Origin of the sequence: Paraglaciecola mesophila, from assembly GCF_009906955.1 — a bacterium.
GTDB lineage: Bacteria > Pseudomonadota > Gammaproteobacteria > Enterobacterales > Alteromonadaceae > Paraglaciecola > Paraglaciecola mesophila_A.
In genome coordinates this window covers 887394-910053 of the sequence record NZ_CP047656.1, presented here as the reverse complement: position 1 = coordinate 910053, position 22660 = coordinate 887394, and the positions used below count along the sequence as shown (strand labels likewise).

21 protein-coding genes are annotated in these 22660 nt (G+C 44.3%); 8 read left to right on the top strand and 13 right to left on the bottom strand.

All coding sequences use genetic code 11. The annotated features are described in order from the left end of the window. Positions 1-10: 10 nt before the first annotated feature. The 3 genes from FX988_RS03765 to FX988_RS03755 form a co-directional block, all read right to left on the bottom strand. Complete coding sequence (locus FX988_RS03765; protein ID WP_160178412.1) at positions 11-682, bottom strand: C39 family peptidase; 672 nt, start codon at positions 680-682, stop codon at positions 11-13. Between the two features lie 18 nt (positions 683-700). Next, positions 701-1048, bottom strand: coding sequence for a hypothetical protein (locus tag FX988_RS03760; protein ID WP_160178411.1), 348 nt, complete (start codon positions 1046-1048; stop codon positions 701-703). An 81-nt stretch (positions 1049-1129) separates the two neighbouring features. Further along, positions 1130-3052 (bottom strand): dentin sialophosphoprotein, encoded by a 1923-nt coding sequence (locus FX988_RS03755; protein ID WP_160178410.1) that lies wholly within the window; start codon positions 3050-3052, stop codon positions 1130-1132. Between the two features lie 623 nt (positions 3053-3675). On the opposite strand from FX988_RS03755, the gene FX988_RS03750 reads away from it, so the two are divergent. Next, positions 3676-4506 (top strand): winged helix-turn-helix domain-containing protein, encoded by an 831-nt coding sequence (locus FX988_RS03750; protein ID WP_254700712.1) that lies wholly within the window; start codon positions 3676-3678, stop codon positions 4504-4506. A 34-nt stretch (positions 4507-4540) separates the two neighbouring features. Here the strand turns inward: FX988_RS03750 and FX988_RS03745 are convergent, their stop codons facing one another. The 3 genes from FX988_RS03745 to FX988_RS03735 form a co-directional block, all read right to left on the bottom strand. Beyond that, positions 4541-5452, bottom strand: a complete 912-nt coding sequence (locus tag FX988_RS03745; protein ID WP_160178409.1) for a LysR family transcriptional regulator — start codon at positions 5450-5452, stop codon at positions 4541-4543. Between the two features lie 212 nt (positions 5453-5664). Then, on the bottom strand, positions 5665-6786 hold the full coding sequence (locus tag FX988_RS03740) for a zinc-binding dehydrogenase (RefSeq protein WP_160178408.1): 1122 nt from the start codon (positions 6784-6786) through the stop codon (positions 5665-5667). Between the two features lie 201 nt (positions 6787-6987). Continuing rightward, on the bottom strand, positions 6988-9153 hold the full coding sequence (locus tag FX988_RS03735) for a tetratricopeptide repeat-containing diguanylate cyclase (RefSeq protein ID WP_160178407.1): 2166 nt from the start codon (positions 9151-9153) through the stop codon (positions 6988-6990). 357 nt (positions 9154-9510) lie between these two features. Between FX988_RS03735 and lepB the strand changes: the two genes are divergently transcribed. Next, positions 9511-10164 (top strand): signal peptidase I, encoded by a 654-nt coding sequence (lepB, locus tag FX988_RS03730; protein ID WP_160178406.1) that lies wholly within the window; start codon positions 9511-9513, stop codon positions 10162-10164. Positions 10165-10178: 14 nt separating this feature from the next. On the opposite strand, the gene FX988_RS03725 is transcribed toward lepB, so the two are convergent. Both FX988_RS03725 and FX988_RS03720 read right to left on the bottom strand, forming a co-directional pair. Continuing rightward, positions 10179-11015: an alpha/beta hydrolase gene (locus FX988_RS03725; protein WP_160178405.1), complete on the bottom strand. Its 837-nt coding sequence runs from the start codon at positions 11013-11015 to the stop codon at positions 10179-10181. Between the two features lie 122 nt (positions 11016-11137). After that, positions 11138-12256, bottom strand: a complete 1119-nt coding sequence (locus FX988_RS03720) for a Zn-dependent alcohol dehydrogenase (RefSeq protein WP_160178404.1) — start codon at positions 12254-12256, stop codon at positions 11138-11140. A 152-nt stretch (positions 12257-12408) separates the two neighbouring features. Here FX988_RS03720 and FX988_RS03715 point away from each other — a divergent pair, with 152 nt between their 5' ends. The 4 genes from FX988_RS03715 to FX988_RS03700 all read left to right on the top strand — a co-directional run bounded on the left by FX988_RS03715 (position 12409) and on the right by FX988_RS03700 (position 16343). Further along, positions 12409-13293 (top strand): AraC family transcriptional regulator, encoded by an 885-nt coding sequence (locus tag FX988_RS03715; RefSeq protein ID WP_160178403.1) that lies wholly within the window; start codon positions 12409-12411, stop codon positions 13291-13293. A 220-nt stretch (positions 13294-13513) separates the two neighbouring features. Further along, the gene (locus tag FX988_RS03710) at positions 13514-14677 is read left to right on the top strand and encodes a cytochrome P450 (RefSeq protein WP_160178402.1); all 1164 of its coding nucleotides are present in this window, start codon (positions 13514-13516) and stop codon (positions 14675-14677) included. 68 nt (positions 14678-14745) lie between these two features. Further along, positions 14746-15054: a 2Fe-2S iron-sulfur cluster-binding protein gene (locus tag FX988_RS03705; RefSeq protein ID WP_160178401.1), complete on the top strand. Its 309-nt coding sequence runs from the start codon at positions 14746-14748 to the stop codon at positions 15052-15054. Positions 15055-15089: 35 nt separating this feature from the next. Further along, positions 15090-16343 (top strand): NAD(P)/FAD-dependent oxidoreductase, encoded by a 1254-nt coding sequence (locus FX988_RS03700; RefSeq protein ID WP_160178400.1) that lies wholly within the window; start codon positions 15090-15092, stop codon positions 16341-16343. Positions 16344-16455: 112 nt separating this feature from the next. Here the strand turns inward: FX988_RS03700 and FX988_RS03695 are convergent, their stop codons facing one another. Next, a complete protein-coding gene (locus FX988_RS03695; protein ID WP_160178399.1) occupies positions 16456-17805 on the bottom strand; it encodes a sensor histidine kinase in 1350 nt (449 codons plus the stop codon). A 2-nt stretch (positions 17806-17807) separates the two neighbouring features. Next, on the bottom strand, positions 17808-18542 hold the full coding sequence (locus FX988_RS03690) for a response regulator transcription factor (RefSeq protein WP_160178398.1): 735 nt from the start codon (positions 18540-18542) through the stop codon (positions 17808-17810). 167 nt (positions 18543-18709) lie between these two features. On the opposite strand from FX988_RS03690, the gene FX988_RS03685 reads away from it, so the two are divergent. Continuing rightward, positions 18710-19153 (top strand): Spy/CpxP family protein refolding chaperone, encoded by a 444-nt coding sequence (locus FX988_RS03685; protein WP_160178397.1) that lies wholly within the window; start codon positions 18710-18712, stop codon positions 19151-19153. 111 nt (positions 19154-19264) lie between these two features. Here the strand turns inward: FX988_RS03685 and FX988_RS03680 are convergent, their stop codons facing one another. Next, a complete protein-coding gene (locus tag FX988_RS03680; protein ID WP_160178396.1) occupies positions 19265-19879 on the bottom strand; it encodes a DUF2185 domain-containing protein in 615 nt (204 codons plus the stop codon). 441 nt (positions 19880-20320) lie between these two features. Between FX988_RS03680 and sodC the strand changes: the two genes are divergently transcribed. Beyond that, on the top strand, positions 20321-20863 hold the full coding sequence (gene sodC / locus FX988_RS03675) for a superoxide dismutase family protein (protein ID WP_160178395.1): 543 nt from the start codon (positions 20321-20323) through the stop codon (positions 20861-20863). Positions 20864-20913: 50 nt separating this feature from the next. On the opposite strand, the gene FX988_RS03670 is transcribed toward sodC, so the two are convergent. Next, positions 20914-21375 (bottom strand): hypothetical protein, encoded by a 462-nt coding sequence (locus FX988_RS03670; protein WP_254700711.1) that lies wholly within the window; start codon positions 21373-21375, stop codon positions 20914-20916. Between the two features lie 239 nt (positions 21376-21614). Beyond that, a complete protein-coding gene (locus FX988_RS03665) occupies positions 21615-22646 on the bottom strand; it encodes a porin (RefSeq protein ID WP_160178393.1) in 1032 nt (343 codons plus the stop codon). Positions 22647-22660 lie beyond the last annotated feature (14 nt).

Genomic DNA, 22660 nt, shown 5'->3' with positions numbered 1-22660 from the left:
TTCTCGTTCCTTAAAAGTCAACACTAGAGGGTTGTAATACGTTAAATAGTCCTAAACTGGCATGATCGACTGCTAGCCCTAAATTGGCGCGAACTAGGTGGTCATTTTTCTGATCACTTTGATACTGACTCACGGCAATGTCTTTGTAATCCTGAATCACAAATAATATTCGGTTGTTCCACATTTCCATAAATTCCGCCATTTTTATTGATTTCAAACCAATAGCGGGATCGCCCACAAGCACGTCAGAGCTACTGCTGCCTTTTATGATCACAAAATGCATATAACCATTGTTATTGATTATGGTAATAGCAGGAAGTTGCGCGCTGGAAAGCTGTTCCAATGAGATTTTAAAGCCATTTGAACGGTAACCTCTGCGTGCGAGGTACTGCTTCATATCAAGTAATGAAAACCCTTGATGCTTAATCTTCTCTTTATTTCCGTGTTCAAACATATCTTTGAATACACTTAGTTCATTCACTTGGTCGTTGTAGTGGAACGACAGTAAGCTTGCAAGTGTTGCTGAACCACAGCTGAAGTCATATTTTTGCTTGTAAATCGTTTTAAAGCGAAGCTCGCTGATACTGGTGACTTTAATAGAAAACTGACCATTAAAATCAACCAGACCGCTCAAAGCTGGGCAGGTGGTAAATAACATGGCTAAACACAGTAAAAGTCTCATAGTACGCCTATTCATCCGTTAATTAGGTGCGATGGTGACTGTGATGATGGTCGATTCTTGAATAATGACGTTGTTGCCGGTGTTTTGAATGATGGAAAACACGCCAGAAGCATCATTAAATGATCCTCGATCGATTGAATTATTCCCCGTTATACTGTTGGCGTTGTAGTTGTCCGTTAAAATGGCTTCTAAATGGGTGTTATTGGTGACATCAACGACGCCGCCCATTCCACGCTCTTGGTCTAAATCATCAAGTAAAACAGGTGCTATCTCATCTATTGCGGGTTGCGCATCGCTATAAAATGAAACTAGCATCAGTAAGGGAAATAGAATAAATACACTAGTAATGTTAGATATTTTCTTCATAGCCCGTGTCCTTTTTTAATAAGTTGCTGGCATAGTGCCAGCAACTTATATTTCCTTAAAATGAAACCTACCATTGCGATGTTATTGAGGGTTCACATTTACATTTCCTTGGAAAGATACTTGTTGTTGTGCCAGGGCGTTGTGACCCAAGTTCTGCACGTTTTGGTTAATACCCGCGGTTCCGTTGAAGGTATCGGACATGCTATTGTTACTTGCTATCGTTGACTGATTATCGAAGCTATAAGTGACATAGTTGCCAGTAACAGACCCCGTTAGGTTGGATTCATTGACGCTATATGTTGTTGTAGCAACACCACCATTGTTTGCCGCCGATGTACCCCAGCCCTCAGACCATGCAGAGCTATTGTCGCTATTATCGCTATTATCGCTATTGTCACTGTTATCGACTGATGCCGTGCTACCACCATTCGCCGATGCACCACCTTCTGCGGCATTCGCGTAACTATTGTCACTGTTATCGCTATTGTCGCTGCTATCACTGTTGTCTACCGTGGCAGTACTGCCTCCGTTAGCGGAAGCACCGCCTTCAGCTGCATTTGCATAGCTGTTATCACTATTATCGCTATTATCGGAATTATCAGAGTTGTCTGAGTTATCCGAATTATCAACATTTGCAGTACTACCGCCATTTGCCGATGCGCCACCCATTGATGAATTAGCATAGCTGTTATCGGAATTATCGGAATTGTCCGAATTATCAGAGTTATCGCTATTATCGGAATTGTCAGAGTTATCGCTATTGTCCGTGCTAGCAGTGCTGCCACCATTGGCTGACGCGGCACCCATGGCACTTGCACTTGCATAACTGTTATCGCTGCTGTCACTGTTGTCAGCTGACGCGGTACTGCCACCGTTCGCAGCTGCCGAGCCCATAGCGCTGGCGTTGGCCATGCTGTTGTCAGAGCGATCAGAAGTGGCAGTGCTACCGCCATTTGCTGCAGCATCAGACGCAGAAGCATAGCTGTTATCGCTATTGTTGCTGTTGTCAGAATTATCACTGTTATCTGAATTGTCACTGTTATCTGAATTATCAGAGCGATCACTCATTGCCATGCTGCCATTGTTCGCAGTAGCTTCAGTTCCCATAGCGTAGCTATTGTCACTGCTGTCTGACGATGAGCTATCAGAGTTATCAGAATTGTCTGAGTTGTTGCTGTTGTCAGAGTTGTCTGAACGGTCTGTCATGGCTGTACTGCCGTTATTTGCCGCAGAGTCCGTGGCTGAGGCGTAGCTGCCGTCACTGCTGTCCGAATTATCCGAATTGTCCGAGTTATCACTGTTATCCGAATTATCTGAATTATTACTGTTATCAGAGTTGTCCGAACGATCGCTCATGGCCATACTGCCATTATTTGCTGCCGCATCGGTAGCCGATGCTGCACTGCCATCACTGTTATCGCTGTTGTCTGAGTTGTCGCTGTTATCTGAGTTATCAGAGCGATCAGTCATAGCGGTACTGCCATTATTCGCAGCAGACTCAGTAGACGATGCGTAGCTGCCGTCACTCATATCGCTGTTATCTGAGTTGTCCGAATTATCTGAATTATCCGAGTTATCAGAATTGTCGCTGTTATCAGTGGCCGCCATACTGCCGTTGTTAGCCGCTACTTCGCTGCCTGACGCGGAACTACCATCGCTATTATCGCTGTTGTCAGAATTGTCACTGTTATCAGACGCGTCCGAATTGTCCGAGTTATCGCTATTATCCGTTGCTGCCATACTGCCGTTGTTGGCGGCAACTTCGCTGCCTGATGCAGAACTTGCATCGCTGTTATCGGAAGAATCAGTGCTGTTGTCTGTGTTGGCAGTAGAATTTTCGTTTGCTGCTGCTGATGAGTCGCCGGTGCTATCAGCACTTGCCGTTGCTGTTTGAGATTCAGCCACTTCCGTGGCGGTGTTTGTTGGGTTTGCCCACACACTGGTTGCTGAACCGAGTATGATTGTCATGCTTGCTGCTAATAAGCTTTTATTAAATACTTTCATCTTTTATGCTCCATTAAAAAACGATTTGTTACCATTCACGGAAAATCTCACTGGAAATAGCAACGCTTAATATTCAAAAATATACAAAGGGAAAGGGAACTGTGTCCTGTTCTTTTTCTCCCGCAATGACTGTAGTTAATTGGTAGCTGAAAATTCCATTAAGAGCACATTAAAAACACCTTAAAATTACTTTTTTGCGACAGTACAAGATTAATAGCTTTAATTTTTTGGGTAATTAAAGTTCTCTTGCTAGGTAATTGGATGCAACTTGTTATTTTCTCTTTAATTATTGCTAAGGTTAGGTTGAAGTTTATTTTCGGGAAGATATTTTAACAGGGAATTTCGGCGAGAATTCAGTCATAAAATTAAGCTGAATATTACATATATTGAAAAGTCACTGTCTATTTTCTTTACAATCTACAATATTTATCTTGATTAGAATTTAGTTTTATCTATTAAGTCTCGGTATTCATTAAATATTATATTATGTGGTTCGCTTTTTGCTTTTTAATAAAAGTTTGACGTGAATTAATCAGAGATTATTACGATAGGATTCTGCTTTTTATTCCCAAATATGCTGTCTTGTGAGTTGAGTCCGTCTGATTATCTAGATAAAGGATTAGATGATGACGCATTCTCAAGCACAGCAAGGCATGCTGGTAATATCCGATGACAACTTTCTAATTGGCGTGTTGACCGGATTAAGCGTAGCCAACCATTTTTCATTTCGCTCAGTGTCCTTAAACGACCCGCTTTCGCTCGACTTGGTTAGCCGCGTATGTAAAGTGGTATTAATAGATTTACGCACAATTAGGGCAGAACTTTTAGCATCACACGTTGAGGTACTGCACCGAATTAATCATGTCTATAAAATCCCTGTGTGTGCAGTTTTGAATCAATGTAATTCAAAGCTTACTGATCGCCTACCTTGGATCGAATACTTTACTGATGTCGATTTAATTGCAAAGTTAGACAGTTACTTGCCTCAGATTAGCGTGAACCATAGTACCCTGAGAGACGAAAGGCGTCACAAGGAGAGAAGAAGTGCCATTGATCGGCGAGGTATCTCCGCTATTTTAGGTCTCGAGCGAAGTCATCATACTGCTCAAGTGTTAAAAGATTTCTTGCCCGATGAAGAAATGAGTTTTGTTTTAGGGCCATTTGTTATCGATAACAACAGTAGAACGGTGCACTGTCATGGCAAAAACATTATGCTGACGGCGAAAGAATTTAAACTGTTTACCATATTGGCTCAGGTGCACGATCATGTGTGCAGCACCGAAAAGATCATCGAAAATTTATGGCCAGACACTCGCCGTGCCAACAAGTCAGACTTATACCAATATATGCACCTTTTGCGTAAAAAAGTTGAAGTAGACCCTGACAATCCTAGATGGATACTCACCGTCAAAGGGGTAGGGTATCGCTTAAATACCAATACTTTTCTATCCTAAATTGGTTGGCGCGTGCTACTACATCGTGTCAGCGCTATTTAAGTTGATTAAACAGCGCCGTCACGTTTTCCAACAAATGTAGTTTAAATGCATTGACTGTGGGGCTTAATATGCGCCTTTCGGCGCAAATGAGGTTTAAAGGGAATGTTTCCCCATGCCAGCCATCGATATTGATCTCTACTAAGCGTCCGTGTATTAAATCTTGAATAACATCTAGCTTCGATTTGCGGGCAATTCCTTTGCCCGCGACTGCCCATTTCCGGGTGATGTCACCGTCTTTACATTGGCGATCTCCTGTTACATCGACACTGGCTTGTTTACTCTCCTTGCTGAACGTCCAGCGGGTATGTAGGGTGTCATTGTGACCGTGGCACAAGCAATTGTGCTCCGTGAGTTGTTGCAAGGTCGTAGGTGAACCGAATTGATTAATGTAACTTGGTGATGCGCATAAGACAGGTACGTTATTGGGAGCAATTGGAATAGCAATAAATCCAGAATCCTTTGGTTTCCCATACCGAAGCGCTAAATCTACGGGTTGACTGTATAAATCGGCTGGGCTGTCTGATAGTTGCAAACGTACTTCGACTCTTGGATGTGCTTCCATAAAGTTATCAAGCCAGGGAAGCAATAGATTGCGCCCCATATCTGACGGTGCTGACAACTGTATTACACCCCTTAATTCTTCGTCTTCACTGTGGATTTGCGTGGTGGCTTCATCCAATATCGCCAGCGCATTTTTGCAGTGACGCAAAAATTGTTCACCTTTTTGCGTTAAGCGTAGATTTCGTGTTGAGCGAATAAACAACAGAACGCCTAAATCAGCTTCAAGGCGTTTTAGCGACGCGCTGACCACAGCAGGCGATATGTCCATTTTTCTGGCACAGGCTGACAAACTACCTTGTTGCGCGGTTTCGCAAAATAAACGTAGGTCTTGAATGTTTTTCATCTAGATATTGCTTTCAAATAATTTTTGAAAGTCTTTCATGAGATTGGGGCTATTTCAATTAATTCGAAAATCAGTGCTAGAAATAAACCAAGAAAGTTGATGATTATGCAGCGGATCATGACAACGACACTTAAGCAACGCCATTGCACGAAACAGATTGATGGCAATATAAGGGCTAATTCACTTAGCCCTTATTACAAGCGTGCTGACGATTACGCTTTATTTGGGTTAATGATGTATTTCCCACCGGTCGATTTCGCGTTGTACTTGGCGATAATTTCTGGTGTGAGCGCCTCTTCAAAAGAAAGCTCTACGCTAGACTCAATCGCAAATGTGGTATTGATTTCATCCGCTACACGCTTGTGTAATTCAGCGACTTTTGGCGCATCCAATTTGCCTAAAAAGCGCATCAATAACCAGCCACCGATACTCCATGTCATGCCAAATGCGCGGTTCAATGTAGTAGGTGAGAAGTCTAGACCCCCATAAATGTAGACTTGTTTGTTATCTGTCGAACCGTAAGTATTAAAACCAGTGGCATCTTTACTACCAACTGCTTCCATTGTGCTTAATATATCGCTTGCTAATTCTCCACCGCCAATGGCATCAAATGCGAGCGTTGCACCGGTAGCTTCAATTGCTTTGTATAAATCTTTCTTGTAACTATCACTTGATGAATTGACAACGTACTTGGCGCCAATTTTGGTTAATAAATCAACTTGTTCTTGCTTGCGTACAATATTTACTAACTGCACACCTTCCGCAAGACATATTTTATTTAGCATAATACCAAGGCTTGACGCTGCTGCGGTATGCACCAATGCCGTGTGCCCTTCCATGCGCATGGTTTCTACCATACCTAATGCCGTCAGCGGGTTAACAAATGAAGAGGCTGCTGCTAATGGTGTTGTATCGTCATGATGTGCGATACACGCTTGCACTGGTACACATGTATATTGGGTATAACAGGCGCCAGTAAGTACAGCGACTGTTTTGCCGATTAATGCTTGCGCCTGTTCGCTATCACCGGCAGCTACGACAACACCAGCCCCTTCATTTCCGATAGGTAAGGTTTGGTCTAAACGTGATTTAACACGCCCTAACATGCCTTTATGAATAGGTGCACTAAGTGTGGTTTTATCGTCACTCAATTGTGCTTTAGATAGGTCAGCTGGGCCAAACATAGGCCACATATCGGATGGATTAATAGGCGAGGCTTGCATTTTAACCACAATTTCGTGGGCCTTGGGTGATGGCACGTCAACGTCTTTCAAATGAATGTTTAGTTCGCCATCTGATGAAATGTGGGTAAATAACTGTTTGCTTTTATTCATTTCTTGTCCTGTTCTGTCGTGTGGAGCTTTGAAATTAAGGTATACATCTCAAAGTAAGATTAATGTTCATTTACATAATCAAAAAATTAACATGGGGATAGGTGTGGTACGAGTCAATAGAAATGTTACATGATCATCACTGTTATATATTGAACACTTAAATATCAACCGAGTGCTGTTGTGCGGTGAAAGTGCGAACAGCTATAAATTATGTCGTGCGTATGAGGTAACCACTTTGAGTTTATTTTTATCGGCCCCTGATTCGAAATAAGTTGTAGCGATGTCAGTGATGTTCGCGCTTGGCGCATCAATGCACTCGATGCCAACCCAAGCATTGCGCCCGTTGTTTTTTGCTTCGTATAAACAGGTATCCGCCAAGGCAATTAAGGTTTGCCAATCACTTGCTTGGGCCTGTTGTATAGCGCTCGGGAAACAGGCGTAGCCCACAGAGCAGGTGTTATATATTGATACTCCGCTTGGCAAAGTAAAGGGGGTAGCACCCACCTCATGTAACAGTCGCTGAGCTAATTTACCAGCGTCGGAGCGGTCAATAAAACGCGCTACGCCTACAAATTCTTCGCCCCCCCAGCGCACGATATAATCTGATTGCCTGAATACTAATGCCAATCGTTGGGTAAGTTGTTGTAGCACTACATCCCCCGCGCCGTGACCGTGTTCATCATTTACGCGTTTGAAATGATCCATGTCGATCATGAAGACGACTATGTCGGCTTGTTGAGGTAGGGGCGTTTTGCCATCATGCCAATCGGCGTAAACACGCTGACTTTTTTCTAAATCTGCGCCAATTTGATTCTCTAAAAAGCGCCGGTTATGCACTCCGGTTAACTTGTCTGTTAGACTGATTGCCTCCACTTCTTGATAGGCCGCTTGTAACTCTATGTTCTTTTGTTCTAATTCAGTTGTGCGAAGAGCGACTTCTCGGGTTAAGCGTTTATTCAAATTACGCTGATTTATACGACTGTAAATCAACACAAACAGTACAAAGCTGCCCGCTACGCCAGCGATACTAACGTTTCTGCCTAACTCGGCTTGTTCTTGTTTAACTTTGCTTAACGCTTTTTCTTGTTCGAGCAGTTTAATTTGTTGAGCACGGCGCACAAACTCTGCTTGTGACTGTAATGTGGCAATCGTATTGATGCGACTAGCGTTCAGCGTTTCATCTTCGAGTTTCTTTTGTGCCAGCAATGCATCAAAGGCTAGCCTTAACGCATCTTCTTTAATATACGCTTGTACGCGAAGTGCTTCTAACAGTGCTTCATCATGTGTTTCGTTGTTGCTCCGTGCTTGCACCACTCCGGCATCTATATGCTGAATCGCTAATTTCGTATCGTCACTTTTTAGGGCTAAGCTGGCTGAAAGTCGATAGGCGTCAACCAATAAACTTTTGTAATTATGTTTAATCGCTCGCTCGATAACCCCGTCTAACAGCACTCGGGACTGTTCTAGGTTGCCTAATTCCATTTCTAATCTTGCTATTGAGGTCAACGCCCAATCGGTATCCCGAGGCGCTTGAATGTGTTTGAATAAGGTTAAGGCTGTATTAAGATGCTCGTGCGCTTTTTGGTAGTCACCTAATTCAATGTATTGATAACCCACTTTATTATGACTGTAGGCAATGTATTTTTTCCCTCCTGATGCCAAATCGATCGCTAGGGCATCGTTGAAGTAGCTTAGCGCTAGCATGTGGTCGCCCATCAACCTGCGAAGATCGCCTAAGTTATAAAGGGCACTGGCGATACCGTCTTTGTTTTCTAATTCGTAATGCAATTCGAGCGCTTGCTGATGTGCCTGGGCAGCCCCTTCAAGTAGACCCATTTTCTCAAGCACTAAGCCAATACTGTTATAGGTGGACGCTATTGCCGACTGGTCTTTTAATTGCTGACTGATTTGCATAGCCAAATAAATATATTCCAAGGCTTGAGGGTAATTTGATTGGTAACGATAGGTTAGCCCAAGCTGACGGTAAGCTTTGGCTAGACCTACCTGATTATCTTGGCTCTCATACAGACGAATGGCTTGATTGAGCAGATCATGTGCCGGCTCATAGTTATTGCGCTCCATGGCGTTGCGCGCTTGTTGAAAATAGCTATCCGCAATAGAAATGGGCGCGTTTTCCGCTAAGGCCAACTGATGAAACTCACCCGTCAGTCTCTCTGCTTGGGTGATATTACCTTGTTTACGTGCTTGCTCGATTGCGCGTTCGAGTGTAGTTACGTTTGGTACGGCCTCGCTATCACTGGGGAGTGAACTTATGTTTACCTGAGCATCAACACTGAACAGTGAACACAGCGCGAAAAATAATGTTAACCATGCACTTACCTTTACGAGTGGGAACCCCGAATTCAAAGGTTGTCTCCGTTACTGTTGCCAATGGCTTTATAGTTGAAACAATTATTACATGAGTCAATTTACATCGGTAGAGGTAATTGCCTGTTTTATGTTCGCTTTTATGTGTTGAGAGGCTAAGCGCGTCGGAGCAAAAGCGCTCAGTGACGAGAACTGTGTTAGTTAGAATCTATGGCTGAAGGCTAATATTATGATGCAAATCACTTGCTTGACACCATTCGTAACAAAGTGACATCAATGTGTTGTGGGTTAGCTGCCATATTAATAGCTCGCATGACATTGTTTTCTCTTGCTGCTAGGCAGCAGCCAGCGTCCCTTAAACAACGTCCCTGTAAAAAAGTGAGAATGAGGATAGCCATGAAACTGTATTTAATAAATCTCTACAGAGATAACAAATCTGTGCTGTTATTTATTGTGCTTATGTGCGTTTTTAGGAGCGCCATAGCGGATTGGAACGAAGTACCCACTGGCTCTATGCAACCTACTATCGTCGAAGGAGACCGTATTTGGGTCAACAAGCTTGCCTATGATGTCAGTACGCCGTTCGTGAATTACTCCCTGTTAAAACTCGCCGACCCAATACGTGGGGACATTATCGTGTTTGACTCAGCACCAGCAGATAAACGTTTGGTAAAGCGGGTCGTAGGGATACCTGGTGATACGATAGCGATGATTGACAACGTGGTATATATCAATCAACAACCGTTGAGTTATGAAAACAAGGCTGCAAAAGAGTATTTTAGTGAAGTAACTGAAAATCTACTGGGTGTGCAACACCGAATTCGCGTGGCGAATAACGGCTCTCGGCTATCTAGTTTTGCACCGCTGACTATCCCCGCTGATTACTATTTAGCCATGGGAGATAACCGAGACAATAGCGCAGATTCTCGGGTCATTGGTTTAATTCCCCGAGACGAAATTATTGGCCGCGCGAGCAAGGTCGTGATGTCTTTAAATTATGACAACTATTACCTGCCAAGACCCGAGCGGTTTTTACACACCTTACTATAGGCATGCTTGTTTACTTAAGTCGGCTGGAACGAGTGATTAAGCGCTGACTTATGGCGCTTTTCAATCGCTGAAAACCATTTGAAACTCTTAGCAATATGCTCATGCCAATAAGCCCATTCATGGGTGCCTACATACTCTTGGTAATCGTGGCTAATATTTCGCACAATAAGCTGTTGATGTAACCAGCGATTAGAGTCGATTAAGCTATCATCCTTGCCACAATCGAAGCGTAGGGGAGGGCGTGTATCTGTGGCTTGATCAAACCAATGTAATAGGTCAGCTTCGCGAGGTTCCTCACATCGATAAAATGACATAGGGGTTTCTACAAATTGGGCCATGTCCTCAAGCTGGGTAATTGACGAATGGGCTGATATTCCACTGAATTGCTCAGGAAACTTTGCTCCAAGGCGCAATGCTCCGAAACCTCCCATGGATAATCCACTGATATACCAGCGACTTTTTTCTGTCACCTGTGCGCTATACACTTCTTTTATGGCCTGAATTACATCATCCATGATCCACTGTTCATAGTTGCCTTTATCGGCAAGCGGCAAGTAGGCTGAGCCATCTAACACGCCACCGTCTGATGGCATCACCAATAAAAACTCTTCTAAACCGTTTGCGCGTAGTTGCTCGTAAACCTGATGCACACCGCCAAGGTTCATCCACACCCAGTGATTTCCGTATACGCCGTGCAACAAAAGCACCACGGGGATATCTCGCTGTGTGGTGTCTGCGTTATATACACTGACATCATGGCGACCCCCTAAATAACGAGAGTGGATTGTAATAAAGCGTGTGTGTGCCGGTGAAAATTGTGGATCTGATACTTCTAACCGTAAAAGACGCATGCCAGCTCCTTTAATAAGTGATAATTAACACGTAACTAGAGGTAAGCAAGAAAGGGCCTCAGTAAACGTTAGTGCATGAATGCTAGAGCGCGTTCATACAAGCAGCCCATTGCTTCCGAAGGCTAAGAAAACACAACCACACCTTTGGCGATCCGGCCATTTAACATATCATCGAATCCCTCTGCTACGTTGTCCAGTGAGTAGGTTTTTGTGACTAATTCGTCAAGCTTGAGCTGCCCACTGGCATACAAATCAAGCAACGCGGGAAAATCGACCTGGGGGTTACATTTGCCGTACAAAGGATTAAGGTAAATTTTATCCCATTCAAAAAGCTCACAATTAAAATCAATTCGCTGTTCAATACCGCTGACTTGTACTGCAGTGCCTGCATTGCGGATCAGCGCTAGTGGCGCAGACCCAAGCGCCGGGATCGCCGTACACTCAAAGGCGTAGTCTGCCCCGCGACCGTCTGTCATTTCCCGCACCAAATCGCGCATTTGTAAGAAATCCACATCGCCTTGAATCGATTTCAGGCCATGCGTTGCGCCAAATTGTTTGGCTTGAACTAATCGTTCTTCATTGATGTCGATAGCGATAATTTTGCGCGCCCCTGAAATACGTGCGGCTTGAATAACATTTAAACCAACACCACCACAACCGATAACGCACACCGTACTCCCTGCTTTTAATTGAGCAGCATTGACCACAGAGCCATAGCCTGTCATTACGCCGCAACCAACGATTGAAGCGGACGAGAAGGGAATATCATGCTCAAATTTAACAATAGCTGCAGCTTTGACCACAGTGTATTCACTCAAGGTGCCCAAATGAAACGAGCGTTCGACAGGATGTCCGTTTTGCGTCGTGGCCCCCCCATGAGCGTGACCGCATAATCCGTTGCCGCAAACGGGGGAATGGTTTTCACAAATATGTACGTTACCTTGCTGACAAGCGAAGCAGTGTCCACAGGGTATCGACCAGTTAAGGATCACCTTATCGCCAATGCTTAAACCCTGTACCCCTTCACCAACCGCGTCAATCACACCAGCACCTTCGTGACCGACTACGAAAGTTTTGTCCCAATTTTGGATAGAGTCCCAGTCAGTATGGCATAAGCCGGATGCCAGAATCTTAACCCGCACTTCGCCTTCTAGGGGTGGCATTACGGTTAGCGTAACTTGTTCATATTGACCTTTTCCATTGGAAACGATGGCTTTTGATTGGCGTGGGGCGTATGTCATATTTCAATCTCAATATTAGCTAACGTTATAAAAGTATCAGAATTAGACCACAGCTAACCGAGGGGTTATGTCAGATTACGGTGACAAAGTATCAAATATAGGGGTAGACTATTTAGTGCATGTTTTTGTGTACTGTTAACAATGAGGGGCGAATGAAGCAGCAAAATATATACTGTGAGCCTTTGTGTATCGCAAAAGAGTACTTGTTTGATATTCAAAAAATCAGCTACCAAGACGAGGAACCGTACTCTTGTTTAATGCATTTCCATGAGGTGCATGAACTGATTATCTTTGAAGATATCGAAGGTAGTTATTTTTCCAGTCAAGGGGATTCTGTTTTAGTTAATAACGACATTGTGCTGACGCCTGCATTAGAAGTGCACAACTACGAAATAAGCCCTAAGGCAAAGTCTTGGTACTTGATTCAATTTGTGCCTGACATTCTTGAGTTAACGCAATTTCAGTCAATCAAACCTTTGTTTAATCGAGGGATGCATTTGCGCATGAACAGTCAGAATATCGCTGTTATTCAACAGCAATGTCGCTGGTTATTAGACTGTTTCGAGCATCAACCACGCAGTGAAAAAAGCTTGGCCTTGTTGAATTTGCTATTGCTGTGGATAGCAGATCAAGCGCAACAAGTTGAACAAAATACCGAGCATACCTTACGTCATGTGCAAGGTTATTCACGCTTAATGCCGGTGATAAAACTATTTAAACACGATGAATACGTTAATTTGTCAGTGGCAGAGGCTGCCGAAAAATGTCATTTATCCACTTCTCATTTTTCCCGTTTGTTTAAGCGTGTGTTCCGTCACACTTATGCTAATTATATTTTGCAGCACAAGCTGTATCACGGGGCGCGAATGTTGAGCCAGAGCAAATATTCAGTCACTCAAATCAGCTATGAAATGGCATTTTCGAGCCCGTCACATTTTATCGCGCATTTTAAAAAATACTATGGCGTCACACCGTATCAATATCGCAGTGATCTACACCGCCGGGCACAAAATGCCGAAACCAGAGACGGTATATAAGCGGTTTTATCACTTCGTATTCTTTTGCATGCTTACCATTGTGTTGGTGTGATGTTTTTATGATAAATATCGTTAAATTTGACAATTTTCTAAAAAATGATGGCTGAAATATGACACTTTTAGTTTGAATGTCGGTATTTATCTCATGTTTTGGCACTTAAAATAGCTCTCAAGATGTTAAGTAGTTGTTATCAACTCAATAGCTTATTTGAGGCGAAGAATGAAAAAATACCAATCTCCTGATCCGTTTACTGATGCCCGTGAGGCCAATGGCTGTGCGCACATGAACGATCAAGACGATCCCGTGACCATGATTTTGCGCCTAAAGGACGTTCGCAAAGCTGCGCATAACTGGAAGACGTATCAATCTGGCGCGGCCCCCGGTCGCATCGTGATCCCTTCTGAGGTCAATATTCGAGATACACGACAAATACCATTTGAAGTCGACCCTCCCATGCACGGCTCGTTTCGCGCATTGCTTGACCCTTGGTTTAAACGCCCGTTGGGTGATAAATATCGCGCTCAATTAAGTCAACAGGTTAACACGCTAGTGGATGACGTTTTAAGTAAAGGTGTCATCGAGGTAGTAGAAGCGTTCTCTTTGTGTTTGCAATCGCGTGCATTGACGTTATTGCTTAACACCAATGCCAGCGAGGCCGATATCTGGATCGGTTGGGGCACTCATGTATTTCGCAGTGAAGATGACCCGTTAGACAAAGACAAAGCAGGGCTTTTATACGATTACATTGATGAAAAGATTAACGCCTCTCGTGCTGACCTTGAGGGTGACTTGTACTCAGTATTGTTGGCAGCGGAGGTGGATGGGAAAAAGCTCACTCATGAAGAAATTAAAGGAATTATGATTTTAACGTTCGCTGGTGGGCGAGATACGGTCATTAATGCGGTGACCAACACAATCAGTTATTTTGCTGAGCATCCTGAATCACTGACTCGTTTACGAAATGAGCCTGCCATTATCGGCCGCGCAATTGAGGAACTCATTCGCTATTTTGCGCCATTAACACAAATGGGCAGAGTGGCTACCGAGGACAGCGCAGTGTGCGAACACGCAATCAAAGCAGATTCGCGCGTCTCTCTTTGCTGGGCGTCTGCGAATCGCGATGCAAATGTGTTTGAATCGCCCGAAGAGATCATTCTGGACCGCAAACTCAATCCCCATGTGAGCTTTGGTTTTAGCCATCACAATTGTCTAGGGGCCACACATGCTCGGCAAATTATGCGCGTGTTAATCGAAACCTTGATAGACAAGGTGGGTTCAATCGACATAGTTGATTTTGAAGAGAACATAGAACAGTTGGGCGAATTTGAACGTAAAGTCGGTTTTCATCGACTGAATGTTAAATTTCACCCGCGATCGTGCTAACTGACAAGATAGGGCGCATCGGTGTTATTGAACTAACCGAGCGCAAATTAACGTAGAGGACCAAAAACATGGCAAATATTACTTTTATTACGCAAGGCAATATCCCCGTCACGGTACACGGCGAATCAGGCTCGGTAATGGCGCTTGCTGTAGAAAATAACGTAGCGGGTATTGATGGTGATTGCGGCGGAGTGTGCTCCTGTGCTACCTGCCACGTACATGTGGCAAAAGAGCAATTTTCTTTGGTTGGTGAAGCCAGTGAAATCGAAAAAGACATGCTTGAGCTTGACGATGACGCCGATGAATATAGCCGGTTATGTTGTCAGATTGATATCACCCCAGAACTAGATGGGCTGGTACTCACCGTAGCTGGTTAGTCAGCCTAAATAACTCAGTGAATAGGTAATTAACCATGATGAACGCTCAGCCTCCCAAAGAGACTTGTATTATTGTTGGTGCCAGTCATGGCGGGGTGAACTTAGCTTTTGCATTACGCAAAGAAGGATACTCAGGTCGCATTCAGTTACTGGATACTGACAAGCGAGTGCCTTATCACCGGCCCCCACTATCAAAAAAGCATCTTATTAGTGATCAACCTGCGGGCCAATTGCTGAAACCGCTTCAAGCCTATGAAAAAGCAGACATAGACTTACAGTTGGGCGTAACCGTGGTAGACGTAAACCCCAGTGAAAAAAGCGTGACACTTGATGATGGTACGTCTCACGTTTATACACAACTCGTACTTGCTACTGGCGCGCAGCCGATTATTCCACCTATCTCGGGAGTAGACAGTGCTGCACATTTGTACACGCTTCGCACTGCTGAAGATGCGCAGGCTATCGCTGAGGCATTTAATGCGTGTGAAAAAAAACGCGTGGTGGTGATTGGGGGCGGGTATGTTGGCCTTGAGGCTGCGGCGTCACTACAACTGTGCGGCGCAAAGGTGACCGTGCTAGAGCGCGAATCTCGTTTGCTTGCCAGAGTGACTGCACCCGATATGTCTGACTACTTTTATCGCTTGCATCAGGAAAATGGTGTTGCCGTTTTCAATGCTAAAAACGTCAGCGAAATACAGACCCATAACAACGAAAATCTGGTTTGTTGTAGTGATGGCAGCCAATATCCAGCGGACATCATAGTGGTGGGTGTTGGAGTGCGCGTTAATACTCATTTAGCTGAAAAGGCAGGGCTGAAACTTGACAATGGCATAGCAGTCGATGGCAATAACCAAACCAGTGATGACAGTATTTATGCTATTGGCGATTGTTGTGCACAGTTCAATACCCATTATCAGCGTTGGCTGCGCTTAGAGTCAGTGCAAAACGCCCTTGAGCAAGCCAAAGTGGTTGCAGCCGTAATATGTGCTAAAACGCCAAAAATGAATGCGATACCTTGGTTTTGGTCAGATCAATATGCGGTGAAATTGCAAATGGTAGGGTTATCGCAAGGCTATAACAAGGTGGTCGTGCGTCACGAACGCGTTAATCCTGAGAGCTTTTCTGTTTGGTATTTTAACGATGATGAACTTCTATCCGTCGATGCGGTAAATCACGCTAAAGCGTATGTGCTAGGCACAAAGCTTATTGCCCAGCGCCAACGTGTAGACATTGACAAACTACAAGACAGTTCACTGGCTTTAAATAGCGCGTTACTTGTACAGATTTGAGCGTGGGGAAATCTACCGCTGCGGCAAAGCATGGTCAGAACTGAAATCGAAACACGCTCAGATTCTCATGGCAGAGCACCTTGCCCGCATTAACTTCGCTTTTGTGAATAGATTAGATGACGACCTTCGGTAGAATAAGCTCTACACTAAGCCCGCCATCATCTGGGGTAGACATACGCAATTCGCCTTTATGCTTGTGAATGGCTTTAAGGGCGATGCTTAATCCTAAACCAAACCCATTGGTATGCATCTTATTACCGGCTCGATAAAAGGGCTGGAGTAACTTAGACATTTCCTGTTCGTCTACGCCTGGCCCATGATCGCGAACGGTAATAAGTACGCTAGTCGGGCGATCCAACGTCGTTATTTGCACCAAATCGCCGCTTGAAGAATACTTACATGCATTGCCAATAATGTTGTCTAGTGCTTGTAGCAAAGCTTCAGCAAAGCCCATTATCTGTGCTTTGCTGTCTGGGCGATATTCTACTGGCACAGCGGGGTAGGTAACCGCCATATTATCAATCACTTGGTTGCATAGAGCGTCAATATCGCACGGTTCAGGGCTTGGGTTGCTTTGCTCTAATTTTGAATAATCCAGTATTTGTTGGATAAGCTGATCGATGCGTAAACAGTCGCTGTGGATCTGTTTTACGTGACGGTTGTCAGGTGTTTTTTGCTCAATTAAAGCCGCTGATACTTGCAAGCGTGCCAATGGGGCCCGTAATTCATGGGAAACGTCGTGCAATAATTGCTGCTGCGCACTAGCGGCAGCGTGAGTTTTGTTGACCATAAACTCGATATCAGAGGCTAGATCAGACAATTCGTCTCCGCGGGTCAGCAGTGTTCTGGGCAGAGGTGGCACTTCTTGTTCATTGGCATAACGGCGGCTAAATGAACCTAGGGCATTTAGAGGTCGTGTGATGCTCCAACTGAGTAGCGCGCTGACCAAAGCCGAGGCGAAAAAAATAAACACAAACTGCAAAGATTGAAAACGATACATCAACTGGGTATATATTCTGGGTGCTTGCGGTTTTTTACTGAAGACCTGATAGAAGCGCCCTGAAGGCCCTAATACTGAATACTCTAGGCGTTCATTTGGTTTTACTTTGTTAAATCGATATTGATAAATGCCTTGGTTTGTTTCATCTTTTATCAGCATGGGCAGTAAATGCCCTCGGCGATTTTCTCGTTTTGTGATCCAATTCTTTAATTTGATTGAACGGTTAGTTGCTGAGGTGACTGATTGTTCGTATCGCCATACAATTCGCTCTGCCTGTGTGAGCACATCATTGTTATAGCGCTTGGTGTAGTCTTCAGAGGAATACTTACTAATGATTACAAAGCCTGTAGCAATCATCACCAATAAACTTGATAACCAAAAACAAATAAAAATGCGCCAAAACAGGCGTTTAAAACCTAGCTTTTGATACGCTGATGCCAATAACGCACTAAACTTTTGCATCTTTAGTTGTCGTCTTGGTTTGGTTGTTGTTCGGTTAGCATTTGATAACCGACACCGCGGATTGACTTAATCACATCATTGATCCCCTCTGCAGATAGCTTTTGGCGTATGCGGCTGATGTGTACGTCCATCGCGCGATCGTACGCCTCAAGGGGACGGTTCAATACTTCTTGGGTCATATCTTGTTTCGTTATCGTTTGCCCTGCGCGGGTCATTAATAAACTTAACGCATTAAATTCGGCACTGGTTAGCGGCAACGGATTGTTATTTACCAAGGCAGTACGTGTGCCAGTATCTAGTTTGATACCGTGTAACTGAGTATGCACTATAGGCTTTGTTTCAACACCATTGCCAAGGGAGTTTTCTGTGCGACGAATAATTGCCTTAATGCGCGCGCTGAGTTCACGAGGGTTGCACGGTTTCCCTAGATAGTCATCGGCACCCATCTCAAGTCCGACTATTCTGTCAATGTCGTCCCCTCGACCTGTAAGCATGAGTATTGGCACCTGACGCTTTGCGCGCACGCTGCGCAATACATCCAGGCCGGACATACCTGGCATCATGATATCAAGCACGACAGTATCAATATCATCCCTTTGCAATAAGCGCTGGGTGGCGGCATCGCCGGTATGCAACGTCTCAACATCAAACCCTTCTTCTTGCAAAAATTCACTTAGCAAGGCACATAAGGTTTCGTCGTCGTCTACTAATAAGATTTTGTATTTTTCATTTTTCATAGGGGGAGATTAACCGCTTTATATTCATCTGGGATCAACTTTACTGAACTTTACACTAGCTTAACCCTACTTATCGAACCGAATGTGCATACTGAGTCCCGTTGATTAGATAAACCTTTTACCCACGTCATTTATTTTAATGACCCAAACCAAGTAGGAATATTAAGATGAAAAAATTAATTACTGGCGTTCTATTAAGTGCATGTATCGCAACAACTGCCTTTGCTGGTGGCAAACATTCAGACGGTCACCGTGGCCAAGGCTTCTTACCCATTCACAAAATGGTACGCGTACTCGATTTAAGCGATGCGCAAAAAGATCAACTTAAAGCGTTGAAAAAAGAAATGAAAGAAAATCGCCCAGAAAAAGGCACTCAAACGTCAATCAAAGCACAATTAGCAGCGCTTGATGCCTCTGACGCAAATTATGAGCAAGAGCTCAATCAACTCGCCGATTTAAGTGCGGAACGAGCAAAGGTACGAGTGCTGAAAATGGCAGATATGCGCGTCAAAGTGCAGCAAATATTAACTGCTGAACAACTTGAAAAGTTTAATGCTATGGCTGAAAAACGTGCTAAACGTCATAATAAAAAGCGTCAAGACAACGCTTAAGTAACAGAGTCTATGGGGGAACTAAACCCATAAAATGAGCATCTTTTAGAAGAGATGCTCATTTTTTATTTGCTTGGATAACGAAGCTGCAGGGGCCTGCCAGTTGACGATTTAATCTTCTAACACGACGAATTTTCCTTCATCGTTTTTTATAAATGCCATTCCAAAGTCACTCTCCAAAAGGGCGAGAATACTGTCATCTTGTCGCAGCACAGCACCCAGTGACACATAAGAAGAATTTCGGGAGTCTTTCATATATTCGTCGGTCTCACTTCCAGTCGTGATCCGCCAGCCACTGTCGTCGTCATATTCAGGAGGGTCTCGGTACAAGAAACCCACTGGTTGGTCTTGATGAAGAATATTATGGGTTACAAAGCAGCGCTTAATATATTTATCTGTGATCGAAGGTACAGGATCATCTAATTCCGTGTCCATGATGTGGCACGCTCGAAATTCAACCTCATCTCTGTGTTTAAGATCCGTGATGTACATGGGCTTATTATTGAGATAACCAGAATACACGCCATCTTTGTGCTCAAGGATCTCTACCCACATGCGCTCAGCTGATGGCACTTCAGGATCATCGGATTCAAACTCAAATATCAATTTTACTTGGTTACCTGGCCTGAGCGTTGATACCACTTCGTGTGATGGTTTATAAAAGGTATACGGAAACTCGTCCGCTAATTGTTGCGCATCTTGTAATGTCCAACTTCTGTTTTGCAAAGTATCTCCTTTCGTTTTTGCTATTCATCGCAAGGTTGTTTTGACTCATGGTACTTGAACGTATGGGGGTTTTCACTAGCAAACCAAGTCACGGGCGATTGTATGTTTTAGTTTCTCAACGCGTTGTTTATCGAAAAAATTATTTGAGTGGACTCGGTAAAATATGCGTATCAGGGTGTGAATAATTTACCCTTACACCCCTATATTCCGTTTCGCTTATGTGGCTAGCAGACTGTCCCAAGTATGTTGTTAACGTACTGCGTCTGGGCTATAGCGCGTTGCGCTGTAATCGAAATGATTTGGTGTGTTTTATGCTCCTTCCTGTTTGCACAACAATGGTTGCTGCAATATCGCGTTCTTCAATGTTGGCAGCTTCGGGTTTGCCTCTTTTCAAAGACGATATTGCAGAGACTGAGAAAGTTTAATTAAACGGAGGACGTAATGAAGAAATTTTTACTACCTATATTAGCGGGCTCAATTTCTTTGGCGCTAAGTGCAGCGAGTTTCGCTGGCGATTCCGAAGATGGCAAAAACGTTGTTATGAATGACCTCAAAACCGGTGAAAGCATCGGTAGCGTTATGGTCAGTGATTATGACGACGACGGTGTGGTGTTCACACCTAACCTCAGTGGATTAACTCCAGGTATTCACGGCTTCCACATACACCAAAATGGTGACTGCTCTGGAGCCATGAAAGACGGTAAAAACGTATTAGGTGGTGCAGCAGGTGGGCACTATGATCCTGAAAATACCGATAAGCATAGCGTGCCTTGGTCAGAAGAAGGTCATGAAGGGGATTTACCTACGTTATACGTAGATAAAGACGGAAAAGCCACACAACCTGTGTTTGCCCCAGAATTGGAACTGGATGACATAGAAGGTCGAGCTATTATGATCCACGCTGGTGGAGATAATTATTCAGATTCGCCTAAAGCACTTGGTGGCGGTGGCGAACGAGTAGCCTGCGGTGTAATAGCTGACTAATTAAGTCTGTGTTCAGCCCAGTGTTTTGTACCCATAAAAATAGCGACGCCTTAGTCGCTTTTTTTATGTTTGTATTCCTGAAATTCAAGCCACAGTAAAAATTCTTGATAAGCTGAGCTGTTTTTGGCTTTCGCCAATTTCCACTCTTTAAAGAGGGTGAACTCATCTAGTTCTGAGGACACGTGCGCGTTGGTTTTATTAGCGGGAGCTGCCTGAACCACCGCGCCGTTGTTGCTGTGCGTATTCCCAGTGGGCTTAACAATCGTACCGCTGGTTTTTGGTTGTGGGTTTGCTTGCGTCTGCTCCTTGGCTGAATCCTTCTCTTGGGCTTGAGCTTTGCTATCCGATTCTTTGTCAGAGAACATTTTGCTTAGCGAAAATTCACCTTTGTCCCCTGAAAATATCCCAGGGCCTTCTAGTTCTTCTTGGGCGAGGATAGGGCCGCTGACGCTCAGCAGCATAACAAACATGGAATTAAGCAAAGCTTTGCTATGTGGTGCGCGCGGGCTCATTTCTGAACCTTGCGTTATAGGGCGATATAATGACATTCTAAAAACCTTACCTGATGAAAACGTATAACGTAGGCAACAATAACGCGATGGGCGTGATTGTTGCGAGACATTTTTAATGCACCGCTGAGTTAAGTTCAAAGCTGTGATAAGTGCACAGCGATGATAAAAGCGCAGTGCCAAAGCCCTGTGAACTAGCGCAGTCGTGAACTAGAGCAGTCGTGAACTAGAGCTGACGCAAACTAGAACTGCACCATGCCACCCACAGCGAAAGCATTGAAGCTTTCTTCTTCGTCTGTATCGCCCTTCGTTGCCTGTGCCCAGAATCTCACCCCCGCGACGGGTACAAAGTGATAGGCAACAGTGGTTCTTGTGTGAGCCGGTCCGTCAATACCGCTGGCATCTTCAGCGCCATAGTTCCCCATACTGTAACTAACTGCGTGTTTACCTTGGGTATAGCCTAACTTCCAGTTTAAGAAATCGCTGTCACCACCTGCCACTCGATCGGCCACGCCATAAGTCGCACTAAAGTTAACACCTGAATCATGTAAGTACCCCGCTAAAATGCCGTAGCCACTTTTTGAACCAAAGAAGCCTTCAGTGCTATTGCCGTCGATGTTCGCTTGGGGGTCTTCATCGTTATTTGCATCACCAAAATCGGTAGACCATGCGTTAACACGCCAACCATTGGCCTTGTATTTGACTGCTATTTCATAGCTGCTGTCTTCACCGTATTGGGCGTAAAACTTAGCACCGTCTAAAAACGTAGGTGACTCATACACAAAGCGCTCAAGAAAGATTGATTGGGTTGTTACAAATGGCGTTTGGCTTTCACCAGCAGGGCCGCGGCGGGTTGAACCGAAGCGTTGGCTCATACCTAGTGGGTCAGACCACCAAGTGCCTGACTGGTCAACGTCTGACACAATCCAGGTAATGCTCGCGCCTGTGCCCATTTTCACTTTACCAAATTTGCCTTGTACCCATATTTCTTGAATACGGTTTCGTGAGTTCGTGCCATCGTGCAGGATATTGGACACACCTTCGTCTAGGCCAATTTCTACTTGAGCACCAAAGGTGAGGTCATTGTATTCAACCGAACCTTTCACCCCTATGGTTGATTCTGCAAACTCATGGCGACCGAAGTACAGATCGTCAGTCGTGTCGTCTTTAATAATGTTATATAGCACTCGGCCATAAGCGGTTACCTCAGCGTGTGCTGACTGGCTGGCCGCAAGGGGAGAAAGCATGGCTAACGCGAGCATAGATTTTTTCATGTGTGTGTCCTATG

Coding starts and splice junctions, on each gene's coding strand:
- FX988_RS03765 (WP_160178412.1), bottom strand. CDS start 682: ATGAGACTTTTACTGTGTTTAGCCATGTTATTTACCACCTGCCCAGCT.
- FX988_RS03760 (WP_160178411.1), bottom strand. CDS start 1,048: ATGAAGAAAATATCTAACATTACTAGTGTATTTATTCTATTTCCCTTA.
- FX988_RS03755 (WP_160178410.1), bottom strand. CDS start 3,052: ATGAAAGTATTTAATAAAAGCTTATTAGCAGCAAGCATGACAATCATA.
- FX988_RS03750 (WP_254700712.1), top strand. CDS start 3,676: ATGATGACGCATTCTCAAGCACAGCAAGGCATGCTGGTAATATCCGAT.
- FX988_RS03745 (WP_160178409.1), bottom strand. CDS start 5,452: ATGAAAAACATTCAAGACCTACGTTTATTTTGCGAAACCGCGCAACAA.
- FX988_RS03740 (WP_160178408.1), bottom strand. CDS start 6,786: ATGAATAAAAGCAAACAGTTATTTACCCACATTTCATCAGATGGCGAA.
- lepB (WP_160178406.1), top strand. CDS start 9,511: ATGAAACTGTATTTAATAAATCTCTACAGAGATAACAAATCTGTGCTG.
- FX988_RS03725 (WP_160178405.1), bottom strand. CDS start 11,015: ATGCGTCTTTTACGGTTAGAAGTATCAGATCCACAATTTTCACCGGCA.
- FX988_RS03720 (WP_160178404.1), bottom strand. CDS start 12,256: ATGACATACGCCCCACGCCAATCAAAAGCCATCGTTTCCAATGGAAAA.
- FX988_RS03715 (WP_160178403.1), top strand. CDS start 12,409: ATGAAGCAGCAAAATATATACTGTGAGCCTTTGTGTATCGCAAAAGAG.
- FX988_RS03710 (WP_160178402.1), top strand. CDS start 13,514: ATGAAAAAATACCAATCTCCTGATCCGTTTACTGATGCCCGTGAGGCC.
- FX988_RS03705 (WP_160178401.1), top strand. CDS start 14,746: ATGGCAAATATTACTTTTATTACGCAAGGCAATATCCCCGTCACGGTA.
- FX988_RS03700 (WP_160178400.1), top strand. CDS start 15,090: ATGATGAACGCTCAGCCTCCCAAAGAGACTTGTATTATTGTTGGTGCC.
- FX988_RS03695 (WP_160178399.1), bottom strand. CDS start 17,805: ATGCAAAAGTTTAGTGCGTTATTGGCATCAGCGTATCAAAAGCTAGGT.
- FX988_RS03690 (WP_160178398.1), bottom strand. CDS start 18,542: ATGAAAAATGAAAAATACAAAATCTTATTAGTAGACGACGACGAAACC.
- FX988_RS03685 (WP_160178397.1), top strand. CDS start 18,710: ATGAAAAAATTAATTACTGGCGTTCTATTAAGTGCATGTATCGCAACA.
- sodC (WP_160178395.1), top strand. CDS start 20,321: ATGAAGAAATTTTTACTACCTATATTAGCGGGCTCAATTTCTTTGGCG.
- FX988_RS03670 (WP_254700711.1), bottom strand. CDS start 21,375: ATGAGCCCGCGCGCACCACATAGCAAAGCTTTGCTTAATTCCATGTTT.
- FX988_RS03665 (WP_160178393.1), bottom strand. CDS start 22,646: ATGAAAAAATCTATGCTCGCGTTAGCCATGCTTTCTCCCCTTGCGGCC.